The organism is Mesorhizobium sp. USDA 4413 (genome assembly GCF_056280365.1).
In genome coordinates, this window is the sequence record NZ_JBVPRP010000001.1 from 4,265,514 (window position 1) to 4,279,597 (window position 14,084).

The window sequence follows — 14,084 nt, forward strand, 5'->3', positions numbered from 1 at the left end:
CTGATTTACTTTGCGCCTTTGGCCTGCTGCCAGAGCGCTTCCATATCATCAAGCGTTGCCTTCTCCAGCGAGCTGCCCGAAGCTGCCAGGGCCTGCTCGACATAGTGGAAGCGCGAGCGGAACTTTTCATTCGTGCCGCTGAGCGCCGCTTCCGCATCGAGCTTGAGGTGGCGGCCGAGATTGACGACGGCAAACAGCATGTCGCCGAACTCGTCCTTGATCGGCGCGGCGTCGCCCGTGGCAAGCGCCTCGCGCAATTCGCCGATCTCTTCCTCGATCTTGTCGAGAATCGGTGCCGCCTCGCTCCAGTCGAAGCCGACACGCGCGGCTTTCTCCTGCAGTTTCAGCGCACGCGTCAGGGCAGGGAGCGCCACCGGAACGCTGTCGAGAAAGCCCTTGCCGTGATCTTCCGGATCGAGCCCGCGCGCGATGCGGGCGTCGCGCTTCTCGGCCTTTTCGGCGGCCTTGATCTTTTCCCACATGCCCTTGGCCATGCCGGCGCTGCGCGCCTTCTCGTCGCCGAAGACATGCGGATGGCGGCGGATCATCTTGGTGGTGATGGCTTCAACGACATCGCCGAAAGCGAACTCGCCGATCTCCTCGGCCATCTGTGCGTGGTAGACGACTTGCAGCAGCAGGTCGCCCAGTTCCTCGCGCAGATCATCGAAGTCGCCGCGCGCGATCGCGTCGGCCACTTCATAAGCTTCCTCGATCGTGTAGGGCGCGATGGTCGAGAAATTCTGCTCGATATCCCAGGGGCAGCCGGTCTTCGGCGCCCTGAGCGCCGCCATGATCTCGATCAGCCGGGAAATGTCTTTCGAGGTTTTCATCCTGCAGACCCTAGCGCGCAGCGCGGCGGGCGACCAATCCCGCCGGCCGGCAAAAACCCATTGTCCACAGTTGCGCGGGCCCTTAGTCGAGCACCGAGACGACCGCCTTGGCGAGATCGTCCATGCCGTCCTCGGGCAGGCCGGCCACGTTGATGCGGCTGTCGCCGACCATATAGACGGCATGCTCGGTGCGCAGGCGCTCGACCTGCGCCTCGGTCAGCCCGAGCCTCGAAAACATGCCGCGATGGCTGGCAACGAAATCGAAGCGGTCGGAGTTGGACTGGCGCCGAAGCGCCTCGGAGAAGGCCACGCGCAGCCTGAGCATGCGCAGCCGCATCTCCTCGAGCTCCGTCTCCCAGTCCTTCCTCAGTGCAGCGTCTTCGAGCACCATGCGCACCGCCGCCGCGCCGTGATCCGGCGGCATCGAATAAAGCGCGCGCGCCGCCGCCAGCATCTGGCTCATCGCCACGTCGGCCTGGGCGCCGTCCCTGGCCATGATCATCGCTGCGCCCACGCGGTCGCGATAGACGGCGAAATTCTTCGAGCAGCTCGAGGCGACAACCATTTCCGGCACCTTGTCGGCCAGCAGCCGCAGGCCGGCGGCATCGGCGTCAAGACCTTCGCCAAAGCCCTGATAGGCGATATCGACGAAGGGCAGCAGGCCGCGCTCCAGGAGAACGTCGGCGACCTTCGCCCATTGCACGGCATCGAGGTTGGCACCGGTCGGGTTGTGGCAGCAGCCATGCAGCAGCACGACGTCGCCGCTGTTGGCCGTCCTGAGCGTCGCCAGCATCTCATCGAAGCGGACAGCGCCGGAAGCGGCATCGAAATAGGGGTAGTTGCGAACTTCGAGGCCGGCGGCGCGCATCACCGGCAGATGGTTCGGCCAGGTCGGGTCTGACAGCCACACCGTCGCGCCGGGGCGGGTGCGCTGCACAAGCTCGGCCACCAGCCTGAGCGCGCCGGAGCCGCCTGGCGCCTGCGCCGCGCGGATGCGCGAATGATCTGCCTTTTCGCCAAAGGCGAGCTTGATCATGGCGGCGTTGAAGCCGGTGTCGCCGGCAAGGCCGAGATAGGTCTTGGTGTCCTGGCTCGCCAGCAGCCGCTTCTCGGCCTCGCGCACGGCGCGCATCACCGGCGTCCTGCCGTCGACGTCCTTGTAGACGCCGACGCCGAGATCGACTTTGCCAGGCCGTGGATCGTTGCGATAGAGGCCGATCAGGGCAAGGATCTTGTCGGCGGGCGCGGGCTGCAGGGTCTCGAACATCGATAAGGCTCCAATGGCGGCGGAGTGATACGCAAATCGATCTCGCCGCGCCAGCGGTTTCCGCTGTGCCCGCGACACGAAAAGAAATGCCGGGAGGGGATTAAAATCCCTACATGCTCCGTACACAGGGCATGAAACGGTCGATGGCACGCTTCGATATTGTCGGGCAGTTGGGGTCGCTGCGGCGCTATGCGCGCTCGCTGACGCGCGACAGCGCCGACGCCGAGGATCTCGTCCATGACGCGCTGGTGCGCGCCTATGAGCGGCGCGCGACCTTTCGCTCGGGTGGCAATCTGCGTGCGTGGCTTCTGGCGATCGTACACAACATCTTTATCGACCGCGTGCGCTCGCGCCGCTCCGAGGCGGCGCGCATCGAACAAGTCGGCCTTGTCGCCGACCAGAGCATGCCGGCCTCGCAGGACCATTCGGTGCGCCTGTCGCAGGTTCGGGAAGCCTTTCTTTCTCTGCCGGAGGAACAGCGCTCCGCGCTCCATCTCGTTGCTATCGAAGGGCTTTCCTATCAGCAGGCGGCCGAAGTCATCGGCGTGCCGCTCGGAACACTGATGTCGCGCATCGGCCGCGCGCGTGCCGCGCTGCGCGAGATGGAGGAGGGCGCCGTGCCGAAAAACAGGCCTCACCTCAGGATCGTGGGAGACGATCAATGACCGCCATTGTCGACCCCGTAACCGATGCCGATCTCGACGCCTATGTCGACGACCAGTTGGATGTCGCCCGCCGCATCGAGGTCGAGGCGCACCTTGCCGCGCGCCCGGAAGCGGCGGCGCGCGTGATGTCGGACCTGAGGACGCGCGACGAACTGCGTGTCGCACTTGCCGGCCCTGTCGGCATGGCGCGTCCGGCGACGACCGAAGCGGCGCGGCGGCTGGAAAGGGCGCTTGCCAGGGGGCGTATCCTTGCCGTGCTGCAGCGGGCCGCGGCCGCGGCCGTCCTGGTCGCGGCGGGCTGGCTGGCCAACGGCATTTTCGGGCCGATCGCGGTGACCAAGGTGGTCGCCTCGACGCAGCCGCCGGCCTATGTCGAGGATGCGGTCCGGGCGCACCGGACGACCCTGGTGCGCGAGACGATGCCCTCGCAGCGGGAAGCGCCGGACTACAATGCCGACGAGATCCGCGCAGCTACCGCGATCGTCATGCCTTCGCTGCCCGATGATTGGAAGATCCGCGACGTCCAGGTCTACCCCTCGCAATTCGGGCCGAGCGTCGAGGTGGCGGTCGAGACCAGGGACCTCGGTCTTGTCTCGCTGTTCGCCATCAGGCCGGGCACATTCGATGTCGTGAAGCCGACGGTCGCGCCCGCCGATGACATCTCATCGGCCTATTTCCAGATCGGCGAGGTTGCCTATGCGGTGGTCGGACGCGGCGACGCCGGCAATCTCGACCGTGCCGCCGAAAAACTCGCCAGAACCCTCTACTGAGAACCAAGGAGAACCAAATGAACAGCCCCAATCTGGGATACCGAATGGGCACCGGCGTCCAGGCCGGAGCCGTCTATGACGAGGGCCTGCGCAAGCACATGCTGCGCGTCTACAACTATATGGGCCTCGGCCTCGTCGTCACCGGCCTCGTCGCTTTCTTCGTGGCCTCGACGCCGGCGCTTTATGTGCCGATCTTCTCCAGCCCGCTGAAATGGGTGGTGATGCTGGCGCCGCTCGCCTTCGTCATGCTCTTCTCCTTCAAGATGCAGACAATGTCGGCCTCGGGCGCGCAGGCGATGTTCTGGGCCTTCTGCGCGGTCATGGGCCTGTCGCTCGCCTCGGTGTTCCTGGTCTTCACCTCGACCAGCATCGCGCGCACCTTCTTCATCGCGGCCACGATGTTCGGCGCCACCAGCCTTTACGGCTACACGACCAGGCGTGACCTGACGCAGTTCTCGTCCTTCCTGATCATGGGGCTGATCGGCGTGGTAATCGCCAGCCTCGTCAACCTGTTCCTGGGCTCGACCGCGCTGCAGTTCGCCATCTCGGTGATCGGCATTGCCGTCTTCATCGGCCTCACCGCCTGGGATACCCAGACCATCAAGGAGCAGTATGCGGAGAATTTCGATGCGGAATCGCAGCAGAAGCTCGCCGTCTTCGGCGCCTTCTCGCTCTATCTGAACTTCATCAATATCTTTCAGCTGCTCTTGAACTTCACCGGTGAGCGCGAATAAGCCGGACCGTAGCAGGCAACACTGCTGATCTTGGCGTGGCCGGAGGGAAACCTCCGGCCATTTTTTGTCGACTGCGCAACATTGCCTCCGCGACTAGGGTGAAGCTTGCCGCGCTTGAGTTCACGCGCGGCCTTTTGCTAGCCTGCCGGCCAAACCAGCCAGCCGCGAGGACGCAATGGAACAGCTGACGCTTCACGCTGACGGCATTTCGGCGACCATCGTCGGGCAGGGGGCCGAGCTGGTCTCGCTGCGCGATGCCGAGGACACGGAGCTTCTCTGGCAGGCGGGACCTGAATGGCGCCGTCATTCGCCGGTCCTGTTCCCGATCGTCGGCCGGCTCAAGGGCGACCAACTGCGGCATCGTGGCCAAACCTATCCGATGACGCAGCACGGCTTTGCCCGCGACCGGCGCTTTGCCTGGGCGGAGCAGGGGCCGACCTCCTGCACATTGGTCCTGACGGATGACGCCGAGACGCGGGCGCGCTACCCGTTCGCCTTTTGCCTCGCGATCGGCTACGACCTGCAATCCAGGCAGCTTGGCGTCAGCTTCGAGATAACCAATACCGGCGACGAACCGCTGCCGGCCTCGATCGGCGCCCATCCGGCGTTCAACTGGCCGCTCCTGCCGGAACTGCCTAAGGAGGCGTATCGGCTGACCTTCGCCGACAATGAGCCGGCGCCGGTGCGCCGCCTGAAGGACGGCCTGCTGCTGCCGGACCCGCAACCGACGCCCATCGAGGGAAAGACGCTGCAGCTTTCCGAAAGGCTGTTCGTCGACGATGCCGTCATCCTCGATCGTCCGGCCAGCTCCAGCGTGCGCTATGACGCCGGACGCGGGCCGGCGATCGAGATGTCGTGGCAGGGATTCAACGAGCTGGGCATCTGGTCCAAGCCCGGCGGCGCGCCCTTCCTGTGCATCGAACCCTGGCATGGCGTCGCCAGTCCCATCGATTTCGATGGCGAGTTCGCCGACAAACCGGGTGTCATGTTGATCGAGCCGGGCGGCCGGCGCGTGCTGAGCTACCGGATCAGCCTCAGCCGGGAACTGTAGGACATGGCATACGCCATCAAGGCCGAGATCGAGGACCCGCAGGCGGAGACATTCGTCTTCGCCGCCCAAAAGACCATGTATGGCGGCAAGCACATCGCCCAAGGCGACGTCGTCTACCTGTTCGCCAGCGAGAACGAAGGCGGGCAGGGGCTTGTCGCGCGCGGTGTCGTGACCTCCTCGGAGGCCACCCCGAGGCGCCCCGATCTCGAACGGCAGACGCCGCGGGCCAGTGTCTCCGTGCGTCGCACCGCCTTGGCGACGAAGCGGTTGGGGCGCGACGAGCTCAAGCGCTTCAAGGATTGGCAGGACGGGCGGCCCGAGACCGAGCTCAACTTCAAATTCTACCGACAGGCGACCGACAAGATCATTGGTGTTTCGGATAAGGCGTCGGAGTTTCTGGACAGCTTTTTCTAGGCCGCCCGATCGGAGCTTAGCCGCTCTGCCGAATAATGGCGCCAATCGCATTGACGAGAAGGCGCGACGCGGTGATGGCCGACAAACCATCGAGGTCGGCGGGCGGATAGAGTTCGACAAGGTCGAATCCCACGATCCGCGCGCGCTTGCCGAGGCCCGCGATCAGGTCGATCACTTGCGTGTAGGTGAGGCCGCCAGGCGTGCGCGCCGCCACCCCCGGCATGATCGAGGGGTCGAGGCTATCGCAGTCAAACGTGACGACGACACGCGCTCCTTCCGGTATGTGCTGTAAAGCGGCTTCGACGCCGTGGGCATGAATCTCGCGCGCGGTCACAAAACGGCTGCCATAGAGCCGCGCCGCTTCGATTTCGGCGGGACGCGCGCTGCCGACGCTGCGCAGGCCGACCTGCACCATGCCGGCGACATGAGCCATCTCGCTCGCCCGGCGCATCGGGCTCGAATAGCCGTAACCCTCGCCGTGCATCTCGTCGCGCCAGTCGATATGGGCGTCGATCTGCAGGATCCAGATTGGTCCGTGGCCAGCAAAGCCGGCCAGGAATGGAATGACGACGGAATCGTCGCCGCCGAGCAGGATCGGCACGGCCGGCACGGACAGAACCTCGCGTGTCTTCGCCTCGATCCGGGCCCGGTTGCCCGCGTTATCATGCATGGTGGTCGAGACGTCGCCGGCGTCCACGCAACAGACCGGTCCGCCATCAAACAATGGGCCGCCGAGATCGAAGTCCCAGTGCTCCATCAGCGGGGTATCGTCCTGGCTGGCAGCGCGGATGACGCTGGCTGCCAAGGCATGGCCGCTGCTGTCCTCGTCGGGATAGGTGCTTCCATGACCCGCGCCGAAGATTACGGCTCGCGGCACGCGCCCGTCGGCGAGGCGATCGGAAAGGCCGAGAAAGGAAAGCGAGACTTTCATTTCCTGGGTGCTTTCATTGTTGCGCCCCTGGCGCGACGCCGGCTCGGGGCAGGGTAGTTGCTTCGGCCCGGAGTTTTGCGACAATTCGCGTCTCAGGCAACAAGATGGGGTTACGGTGATGAAGAGTGTTCCAATCTTGGTGGCTCTGCTCCTTGCCACCTTATCGCCTGCGATGGCCGAGGAGAAACTACGCGCGTCGGACAAGGCGGCGCTTGCCGAATGCCTGAAATATGTTGGCGATTTTCGAGGTGACGTTCCCGGCGTAAACGATACGCCGACGCCGGCTATCCATATCGACAACGCCATCAAGCCCGCCGGACACGAGCCTGCTTCGTGCATCAACTACGTGACCGAGCTGTGCTCCTTCGAGAGCGACGACGGCCGGTCGCAGCTCGGACTGATCGATTGCGCCAACCGCGAGGTTAGCGTGTGGGAGAACCGTCTCAACACGACCTATGCGGCGCTTATGGCCAAGGCCGCGCCCAAGGCTCGGGACGGTTATCGCAACATGCAGCGCGCCTGGATCGCGTACCGCGACGCGCGATGCAAGGCGGAAGCATCCGCCCAAACCATAAACTCCGATCGTCAGAGCAACATCATCGTCAGTTGCGAGCTCGATGCGACGGCCCGGCAGGCACTGATCCTCGACGATGAGCTATCGGATCTCAACTGATCGGCCCGCAGAGATATCGATGGCCACATCGTTTCCAAAGCAAAAGTTCTCATGGCGGGCAGGGCTCATTTTCGGCCTGTGCGCGACGCCTTTCGCCCTGCTGCTGGCGCTCTTCTCCGCCGGAGCCGGGCATGGCCACTGGGTCTTGGCGCGCGCGCTCTATCCAATACCAATGCTGACGACCCTGTTGACCGACAGAACCGTCACCAGCCTGTCCGTGGGGCTGGCTGTGGCACAATTTCCCGCCTACGGCGCAGTCGCTGCTCCAGGCGGCAGCATCCGATGGCTGGCACTCCTGCTCGTCCATCTCGCTGCAGTCGCAGCCGCCTTCAGCGGCATTCTCGACTATTTCGAGGGAGCCTAGCGGCACCGCTCCGATGCTGACAGCGATGACAGGGCGGAGCAGAGTCGAGGACTGTCCTATTGCCCGTCTAGAAAGTCGACCATCAAGGACGCAGCTTGACTGGCATGCGTTTCCAGCAGGAAATGGCCCCCGTCCAGAATGTGCGCTTCCATCCTTGGCAGGTCCTGCATCCATGACAGCGTCTCTGCCAGATCGAAGAACGTGTCATGCCGACCCCATAGCATTAGGGCGCGGGGCTGCCGGCGCTGCAGATAGTCGGCAATTTCATCGAAGCGAGCGACGTAGGTGCCATAGTCGGCGATGAGCGCGCGCTGCGTCTCCATATTTCCGGGCCGCTGCATCACGCGCCAATCTTCTTCCCAACTTTCGGGCGGAATCTGTGCGGCAACATCGTCAGGAACACCAGCAATATACTGATCCCGCGTGCCTTCGAACGTCAGATGGGCGGTGGCTCGCGCTTCATTGTCGGGGTTCGGATTGGCCCAAAAGGCCTGCGTCGCCTTCCATGCCGCGCCCATTCCGCGTCGATGTGCGTTGGCGTTCTGGACGATCAAGCCCAGCACCAGATCGGGAGCCTGCATGGCTATCCGCAGACCGATCGGTGCCCCAAAGTCGTGCAGGTAGATGTAACGCGGGCCGACTGAGAGCTGGCCGAGCAATTCCGAGATCGCATCGGCAAGACGATCAAAGGACGGGTCGGGCAGAGCGTCGGACATGCCGAACCCGGGCATGTCGGGAGCAATCACATAGGCCACCTTTGACAATGAGGGAATGACGTGGCGAAAGGTCCTGGAGGAACTCGGGAAGCCGTGAAGAAGGAGTAGAGCCGGTTTGGAAGGTTCTCCAGCCGTCAGGAAAGACAATTCCGTGCCGCTTGCCAATTCGATCCGTGAACGCATCCGAAGATCCTCAAACCGCTCACCACGCCAACGCAAGTTTCGGTAGCTGAGTTCCGAACAGTTGCCTTGGCCATCATTCAGCGCCGATCACACCTTTCGACAAAGCCCATGTGACGGAAGATTGGCGCAGATGCAGTTATGTGGTTGCCAAACGGCTCGGTAGGCGAGCAGGCTACATGGCATGGCGCGTTCGACGGCCCCGCGCTCATCGGAAAGTCGCATAAGATAGACTATGCTCTTTCGCTGCGAAACTTCTGCGAACGGGAATATGACTTCCCGTTGCTTGTCTCATCTGATTTGCGGACTTCCGTCAACTAGTCCAGTCACAATCATGTGAGTGATCCACAAGGGATTAAAAATCAGCCGCACCACGGGACAAAGCGTTTTCCCGACCCTTTTCCGCCCATGGGGCGATTACTCCGAGGACGCGCCTTGCAGTGAGGCCGTTTGTCGTCACGCACCGGGGGTGAAAGCTTCGCTTGAGACGTTGCGGCCTTTTGAAGCGGCTTGGACGAACCCTCGGAGATTTTGAGCCGGGACACATTGCGCCTACCACTTTCGTTTGGCGCAGAGAGCCCAGCCGCGCGGCGGCTGTCGTGCGCTTTGACAAGCGCACGGCGGCTGCTTTCGCCGCGCTCTAGCTGGCGACGGATTGCCGCTTCTGCCCGCTGGCGCTTTTGCTCTGGAAGGGCAGGAAGCTCCGCCAGACGGCCCCGCAGACTTGCCGACGCCGAGGCGCGGGCGCGGTGGCCTATACCCGACGACCTTTCGACAACGGGACGCCCGTTGATACGTCGGGAGGTAGCCCGTTCGGATGAAGACCGGGCAGAACTATACGCCCGTTCCGAACGGCGTTCCCGGCTTTGCCTAGCTTTTCGTGCCATACTAAGTCCCCTGTAGAGTTGCGATAGAACCACAGCCGACCAATCGGCGTATCCGAGAAGTACGCGTTAACCGTATCGCTGTAAACAGGTTCCGACCCATAAGGAGGCGGAAATTCAGGTTTAGGCACTCGACCAGCAAACCGCTCTTTCCCAAGATCGAGCGGCGTCCTGGCGGCTTCACGGTCTAAGAAATACTGGACCAGTTCAGAGGACGGCCAACGGTCGTTGCCGTTTTTCTCCCGCCAGAGACGGACGAAGCTTCCGACGAAGTGAGCCGCACTAAACGATTGCGTTGGCAATCGGAAGGTCTCAGGAAGCCTCGTCTTTTTGTTGATGACATCGGGGAAGCTGTAGGACAGTTCTTGCGGAGACAAGCCCGCATCAACGTATTTCGCAGCCAACATTTCAAAGTACTTTGCGCCGAGGGCAGGGCGCTTTGAGAGCGCAAATTTGGCCTGCTTTTCTAGCGCGCCCTTATCCTTCTGCACGTATTTCACGCAGTAGCGGATGGCTTGTGTGGATACTTCCTCCCATTGTGAGAAGCCGTGAGGCCACATTTTATGATTGATCCGCTTGTTTAGCTCCACTTCCGGGAGCTTGCCGCTCTCATAAAACAGGAGCACGTGCCAGTGAGCGCGGCCCTTTTCGGAGCCGTATTCGCCCACGGCGAGATAGCGGACCTTGGCCTTGCGGCGGACTTCCACAAGCCACCGCTGGACATGCTCATAAGTCAGGAACTGCGCTGCAGGATGATCACCGCCGCCATACGTCAGGGTGACGAAGCGGCTGGCAGTGGCAGTTCGACTTTCGGCAATGCAGCGACCAACCCAATCTTGGGATTTCTGCTTTAGGCATTGCCAACATTTACGACACCCTATCTCGGAGCCGTCGTCTAAGCGGATCGGAGCCCCGCACATTACCGACCACCCGAGAGAGGGTGTTGAGTAACTGCATTAGACGACAAGGGTGCAGGGGCGGGCGCGCGCGAATATGGATATTCGCGCGGCCCGTCAAGCCCCACCAAGGGAGGCCGGTCTCCTACAGCCCTATATGATAAGAGCGGAGCCCGGCCTCTTGATCGCGTTACATGTAACGGATACAAGGGCAGGGGCGTTACAACCAACGCCGGGGTTAACGAGGGGTTAAGCATGGAACTTACACCACAGACAGCGAGCAACACCGACACGCTGTTTTGCAAGCAATGTCAGCAGGTTAAGCCAAGGCCGAGAGGGTGGCGGAGCATGAAATGCGAGCCCTGCTATAGGACGGCAAAAGCCGCCTCGAACCGGGAGCGTCAACGCCGGTTCCGAGCAAGACAAGCAGAGGCGAACAAGGTCCACGTATTCGGCTACGTGTACCGCCACCAGATGGCCGGTTTGAATGAACTGATAACCGCCCTTGAGCGGGACCCGGACCTACAAGCCGGACCCGCCAAGAGCGAACGCACTGGCCGCCTACGTGGCGTGCGGAACTAACAGACGCCAGCCGCGCACTTGCCAGTGCGCAGGGTCGTAGAACTCCCAGTCGCCGCCCCAGTCGATTTTCATCCGACCACGGGCGGCGACGCTTTTTCCGATATGGCCGATAAGCGTCCATTGCTGGCGCGTCAGGTCCCATCCGAGTTTCGAGTGGACCAGATCGAAGGCGAGGCCGTAGCCGTGCGGGGACTGGCCCCGCAGAGCCTTAGACATGCCAGCGGCCCGCAATTCGTCCTGGCGCTCAGGAGAGCGCACAAATTCAGCGGCGAACATCGGGACGCCGAGCGCCCGTAGCTGGCGCTGGAATGCATCGTAAAAGCCAAGCAGATGCATGTTGACGCCTTGACGATCCGCCCGCATTTGCTGCGCGGCGTAGCGTTCGCCCATCAGATAGGCGCGATCGCGTATCGAGTTGAGCGCTTCCCGGTAGCCGCCCGAAACCATTGCGGTTTCCGGGATTGGCAATTCGTCCGGGTAGGCGAGGGCGAGCAGATCGGCAGGCGCTTGCCGGCCCCGCTGGACGTACAGTTCAACGGCAGACTTTGCGGCCCGGGCGCGAGCGCCCGAGCCTTTGCCGTCATCAAAGACAGCATCATCCATCAAGATTTTTCACCCTTGGCGCCTGCATCCGGTTCCCCCGATCCGACACCATCGGCGGGCGGTACGCTATCGCGTCCTCCCCGTGGTGCCCCCGACTGATCGGGCGCCGGCTCAGTTGCGCCGGCTTGTGCGTCAGGCTGTTTCGCACGTTTCGGAGCCGTTCGCTGATGAACTCCGCCGCCTGATCCACCGGCGTTTTCGAGGGTATGGGCATGCGCCGTCCTTTCTTCCATGAGGGCCAGACGACGCTCAAACTCCGCGTCCATCTGCGCCATACGGTTGTTGATGTTCTGGTTCATCAGGAATTCCATCCACTCAACTTCCGGGTTGCGCTCCCGGCGATTGGCGATGGTGGTGAAGGTCTCTTCCTCGACATTTTCGAACGTCACCGTTTCGATTTCCGGGGTGAAGTAGACCACCGGCCCCGTGCTATCGAGGACGAGCGAGCAGCCGCCCGAAAGGAACTCGAGCGCCGAGAGACCGACCGGCAAGACGGTCATGAACTCGTCAACAAGTTCGCCGTCCGAATTGGTGTGCAGATAGACATGCACCGGAGCGGCGGCGCGCACATCGAGGCGGATGGTGCGAACCTTGTGATCGGAGAAGAACAGCGCCTTTTCGTCGTGGAGCCGCCAACGCGAAAGATCGCCAAGTTTCTGGATTTCCATGTGATTTTCCTTTTCGTGAAAAGAGGGAAGGGAGGGGCCGAAGCCCCTCGTTAGTCGCCCGCAGTCGGGTTGTTCGACATGACCCCGTTTGCCGTGCCAGCCGCCTTGTCGATGCGGACTTGCGGTGCGTGCGTCAGCACCTTGGCGTAATCGTCCACGCTTTCCTTGAGGCGCGGCCCGAAGACGGTATTCCCTTCGATGAGCATGTCGCCCTGGGTGACGCATTCGAACGGATCCTGATTGGTCACGACGAACACCGAGGTGTTCATGTTCGTGCAGAGGTAGAAATCCGTGCCGAGGGTCGGGTTGACCGTTTCCACGGCCCAAAGGCGCTGGCGATCTTCATCGAAAGGATCGGTCGGGCCGGGACGGTAGAACTTGCCGCCGATACGCGGCGTGTTGACGTTCCAGCGATAGTTGAGCGGCGCATAGCCGAAGACGCCGGTCGGCGTGGCATGCTGAACGTCCATATACCGGTTTGGCACCGCCTCGACCTTTTCCGGATCGAGCGTATCGCGCAGATAGTGCGGGAAGTTCGCACCCGTGTTCGGGTTGGCTCCCGGAACGTTCGGATAGTGGTAGAGCGGATCGGCCTGCCGCTCAAAAAGCTGTTCCGGGGTAATCTCCGCGACGACCATGATAATGCCGCCGGTCGGAATGCGCGGGGTTGCGACAGACATTTCAATCTGTGTCGCACCGTTGACAACCGATTCCGTCAGGTTCGCCGCATCCGACGCATAGCGCTTGGACATGCCGAAGATGGTCGTTTCCTCGCCAAGCAAGATCGGCTGGCGGAGCGCCTGCTCAGGGATGGTGAGACCATCCATCAACATATTGATGAGATAGTCGTCATCCAGTTCGTTGTATTGCGTCCGCAGCTGCGCGAAGGCGGCTGTTTTCTTGGCCATTTCGATATTGGACAGCGAAACGGTAATGCCGTTCGCAGCCAGTTCGGCCCACACGTCGGGGAAGCCGCCGCCGTTCGGCGCCGCCGTGGTCTTAAAGGTCCAGCCGGTACCCGCGACTTCCGAGACCGGATAAGTCGTCGTCTGCGCGCCGGTCTGGCCGGCTTCGCGAACCGTCTGGTTCGTCACGCCCGCACCCAGCGTTGACGTTTTCAGACCGATACCCTTAACCGGGAGCTTCTGATTGATGACGTTCAGAGCAACGTTGCCGTCAACAAGCGCTTGGTCAAAGTTCGGGACGATATGGCGGAACTGCTCATGCCGCCAGAAGGCCGGCGCAAGGTTCTTCGCGGTGAGGGCGCGCAGCGCCAAATCCGGGGACCGGTTCTTTGCCCGGAAATTCCAGATTTCGTTATAGGCCTCATGATAGGCCGTCGTCACCAAGTCGCCGGTTTTCGCGTGAAGGCCAAGATAGACCTTGATGTCATCCGGCGTGGCGGAGTTGAACGTTTCACGCTGGACGAACGGCTGAACAGGACCGCCCGCATACTGTTCGACGCCCTCATACGCACGGTTCACGGCGTCGATGCTGTCGAAGCGCGTGAAGGCCGACCAAGGCACCAGATAGGCCTTAACCGAGACGTAGACGGCGTTCATCAGGATTTCCGCCGTTTCCATCATTTCGAACGAGAAGCGCATGCGCCCGGAGCGCACGGCATCTTCACGCAGGAGCGGCACCGCCGCGATGGGAACCATCTTGCCAGCGGGCAGGGAGGTGATGCCGCGAACCGTGTGGATACGGTTCGAGCGTTCGACCGTGATGGGCGAGGAGGACATGCGCGAAATTCGCGTATAGTCGCCATCGATCACGCGAGGGCCGTTACCGCCTCTTGAGCGAGCCATTTTTTCTACCTTTCATTTTGATTAGGACGCGCCGCAGCGCGCCAGACA

The 14,084-nt window shown here is 62.3% G+C and carries 16 protein-coding genes; 8 read left to right on the forward strand and 8 right to left on the reverse strand.

Annotated elements, in window-relative coordinates; all coding sequences use genetic code 11:
- Positions 1 to 5: 5 nt before the first annotated feature.
- Both mazG and ACVMIM_RS20855 read right to left on the reverse strand, forming a co-directional pair.
- Positions 6 to 830 (reverse strand): nucleoside triphosphate pyrophosphohydrolase, encoded by an 825-nt coding sequence (gene mazG, locus ACVMIM_RS20850; RefSeq protein WP_476114253.1) that lies wholly within the window; start codon positions 828 to 830, stop codon positions 6 to 8.
- Between the two features lie 82 nt (positions 831 to 912).
- Positions 913 to 2,097 carry an amino acid aminotransferase gene (locus ACVMIM_RS20855; RefSeq protein ID WP_476114255.1) on the reverse strand — a complete coding sequence of 395 codons (1,185 nt, stop codon included), beginning with the start codon at positions 2,095 to 2,097 and terminating at the stop codon, positions 913 to 915.
- A gap of 131 nt (positions 2,098 to 2,228) precedes the next feature.
- Between ACVMIM_RS20855 and ACVMIM_RS20860 the strand changes: the two genes are divergently transcribed.
- The 5 genes from ACVMIM_RS20860 (at position 2,229) to ACVMIM_RS20880 (ending at position 5,731) form a co-directional block, all read left to right on the forward strand.
- Positions 2,229 to 2,762, forward strand: coding sequence for a sigma-70 family RNA polymerase sigma factor (locus ACVMIM_RS20860; RefSeq protein ID WP_476117314.1), 534 nt, complete (start codon positions 2,229 to 2,231; stop codon positions 2,760 to 2,762).
- Entirely contained in the window at positions 2,759 to 3,532 is a 774-nt protein-coding gene (locus ACVMIM_RS20865) for an anti-sigma factor family protein (RefSeq protein ID WP_476114256.1), read from the forward strand. The genes ACVMIM_RS20860 and ACVMIM_RS20865 overlap by 4 nt, the downstream gene beginning before the upstream one ends.
- A 17-nt stretch (positions 3,533 to 3,549) precedes the next feature.
- Positions 3,550 to 4,266: a Bax inhibitor-1/YccA family protein gene (locus ACVMIM_RS20870; protein WP_040994743.1), complete on the forward strand. Its 717-nt coding sequence runs from the start codon at positions 3,550 to 3,552 to the stop codon at positions 4,264 to 4,266.
- Between the two features lie 175 nt (positions 4,267 to 4,441).
- Positions 4,442 to 5,317 carry an aldose 1-epimerase family protein gene (locus ACVMIM_RS20875; protein ID WP_476114258.1) on the forward strand — a complete coding sequence of 292 codons (876 nt, stop codon included), beginning with the start codon at positions 4,442 to 4,444 and terminating at the stop codon, positions 5,315 to 5,317.
- A 3-nt stretch (positions 5,318 to 5,320) separates the two neighbouring features.
- Positions 5,321 to 5,731 (forward strand): hypothetical protein, encoded by a 411-nt coding sequence (locus ACVMIM_RS20880; RefSeq protein WP_476114260.1) that lies wholly within the window; start codon positions 5,321 to 5,323, stop codon positions 5,729 to 5,731.
- A 16-nt stretch (positions 5,732 to 5,747) separates the two neighbouring features.
- Here ACVMIM_RS20880 and ACVMIM_RS20885 read toward each other — a convergent pair whose 3' ends face one another.
- The gene (locus tag ACVMIM_RS20885) at positions 5,748 to 6,608 is read right to left on the reverse strand and encodes an agmatinase (protein WP_476117316.1); all 861 of its coding nucleotides are present in this window, start codon (positions 6,606 to 6,608) and stop codon (positions 5,748 to 5,750) included.
- On the opposite strand from ACVMIM_RS20885, the gene ACVMIM_RS20890 reads away from it, so the two are divergent.
- From ACVMIM_RS20890 to ACVMIM_RS20900, 3 genes are all read left to right on the forward strand, one after another.
- The gene (locus ACVMIM_RS20890; RefSeq protein WP_476117475.1) at positions 6,576 to 6,719 is read left to right on the forward strand and encodes a hypothetical protein; all 144 of its coding nucleotides are present in this window, start codon (positions 6,576 to 6,578) and stop codon (positions 6,717 to 6,719) included. The genes ACVMIM_RS20885 and ACVMIM_RS20890 overlap by 33 nt on opposite strands.
- Positions 6,720 to 6,801: 82 nt before the next feature.
- Positions 6,802 to 7,335: a lysozyme inhibitor LprI family protein gene (locus ACVMIM_RS20895; RefSeq protein ID WP_476117318.1), complete on the forward strand. Its 534-nt coding sequence runs from the start codon at positions 6,802 to 6,804 to the stop codon at positions 7,333 to 7,335.
- On the forward strand, positions 7,313 to 7,699 hold the full coding sequence (locus ACVMIM_RS20900) for a hypothetical protein (protein WP_476114262.1): 387 nt from the start codon (positions 7,313 to 7,315) through the stop codon (positions 7,697 to 7,699). The genes ACVMIM_RS20895 and ACVMIM_RS20900 overlap by 23 nt, the downstream gene beginning before the upstream one ends.
- A gap of 56 nt (positions 7,700 to 7,755) precedes the next feature.
- Here ACVMIM_RS20900 and ACVMIM_RS20905 read toward each other — a convergent pair whose 3' ends face one another.
- The 5 genes from ACVMIM_RS20905 to ACVMIM_RS20925 form a co-directional block, all read right to left on the reverse strand.
- Positions 7,756 to 8,598 carry an alpha/beta fold hydrolase gene (locus ACVMIM_RS20905; protein ID WP_476114264.1) on the reverse strand — a complete coding sequence of 281 codons (843 nt, stop codon included), beginning with the start codon at positions 8,596 to 8,598 and terminating at the stop codon, positions 7,756 to 7,758.
- Positions 8,599 to 9,349: 751 nt separating this feature from the next.
- Positions 9,350 to 10,399: a rolling circle replication-associated protein gene (locus tag ACVMIM_RS20910; protein ID WP_476114266.1), complete on the reverse strand. Its 1,050-nt coding sequence runs from the start codon at positions 10,397 to 10,399 to the stop codon at positions 9,350 to 9,352.
- Between the two features lie 537 nt (positions 10,400 to 10,936).
- Entirely contained in the window at positions 10,937 to 11,560 is a 624-nt protein-coding gene (locus ACVMIM_RS20915; protein ID WP_476114268.1) for a M15 family metallopeptidase, read from the reverse strand.
- Positions 11,560 to 12,228: a hypothetical protein gene (locus ACVMIM_RS20920; RefSeq protein WP_476114269.1), complete on the reverse strand. Its 669-nt coding sequence runs from the start codon at positions 12,226 to 12,228 to the stop codon at positions 11,560 to 11,562. The genes ACVMIM_RS20915 and ACVMIM_RS20920 overlap by 1 nt, the downstream gene beginning before the upstream one ends.
- 50 nt (positions 12,229 to 12,278) lie before the next feature.
- On the reverse strand, positions 12,279 to 14,003 hold the full coding sequence (locus tag ACVMIM_RS20925) for a hypothetical protein (RefSeq protein WP_476114270.1): 1,725 nt from the start codon (positions 14,001 to 14,003) through the stop codon (positions 12,279 to 12,281).
- Between the last annotated feature and the right edge of the window lie 81 nt (positions 14,004 to 14,084).

What these genes read in the sequence shown, in the direction of transcription:
- ACVMIM_RS20855 (WP_476114255.1), bottom strand. Translation starts at nt 2,097, where the DNA reads ATGTTCGAGACCCTGCAGCCCGCGCCCGCCGACAAGATCCTTGCCCTG.
- ACVMIM_RS20915 (WP_476114268.1), bottom strand. Translation starts at nt 11,560, where the DNA reads ATGGATGATGCTGTCTTTGATGACGGCAAAGGCTCGGGCGCTCGCGCC.
- ACVMIM_RS20920 (WP_476114269.1), bottom strand. Translation starts at nt 12,228, where the DNA reads ATGGAAATCCAGAAACTTGGCGATCTTTCGCGTTGGCGGCTCCACGAC.
- ACVMIM_RS20905 (WP_476114264.1), bottom strand. Translation starts at nt 8,598, where the DNA reads ATGCGTTCACGGATCGAATTGGCAAGCGGCACGGAATTGTCTTTCCTG.
- ACVMIM_RS20900 (WP_476114262.1), top strand. Translation starts at nt 7,313, where the DNA reads ATGAGCTATCGGATCTCAACTGATCGGCCCGCAGAGATATCGATGGCC.
- ACVMIM_RS20870 (WP_040994743.1), top strand. Translation starts at nt 3,550, where the DNA reads ATGAACAGCCCCAATCTGGGATACCGAATGGGCACCGGCGTCCAGGCC.
- ACVMIM_RS20860 (WP_476117314.1), top strand. Translation starts at nt 2,229, where the DNA reads ATGAAACGGTCGATGGCACGCTTCGATATTGTCGGGCAGTTGGGGTCG.
- ACVMIM_RS20910 (WP_476114266.1), bottom strand. Translation starts at nt 10,399, where the DNA reads ATGTGCGGGGCTCCGATCCGCTTAGACGACGGCTCCGAGATAGGGTGT.
- ACVMIM_RS20890 (WP_476117475.1), top strand. Translation starts at nt 6,576, where the DNA reads ATGACCCGCGCCGAAGATTACGGCTCGCGGCACGCGCCCGTCGGCGAG.
- ACVMIM_RS20880 (WP_476114260.1), top strand. Translation starts at nt 5,321, where the DNA reads ATGGCATACGCCATCAAGGCCGAGATCGAGGACCCGCAGGCGGAGACA.
- mazG (WP_476114253.1), bottom strand. Translation starts at nt 830, where the DNA reads ATGAAAACCTCGAAAGACATTTCCCGGCTGATCGAGATCATGGCGGCG.
- ACVMIM_RS20865 (WP_476114256.1), top strand. Translation starts at nt 2,759, where the DNA reads ATGACCGCCATTGTCGACCCCGTAACCGATGCCGATCTCGACGCCTAT.
- ACVMIM_RS20875 (WP_476114258.1), top strand. Translation starts at nt 4,442, where the DNA reads ATGGAACAGCTGACGCTTCACGCTGACGGCATTTCGGCGACCATCGTC.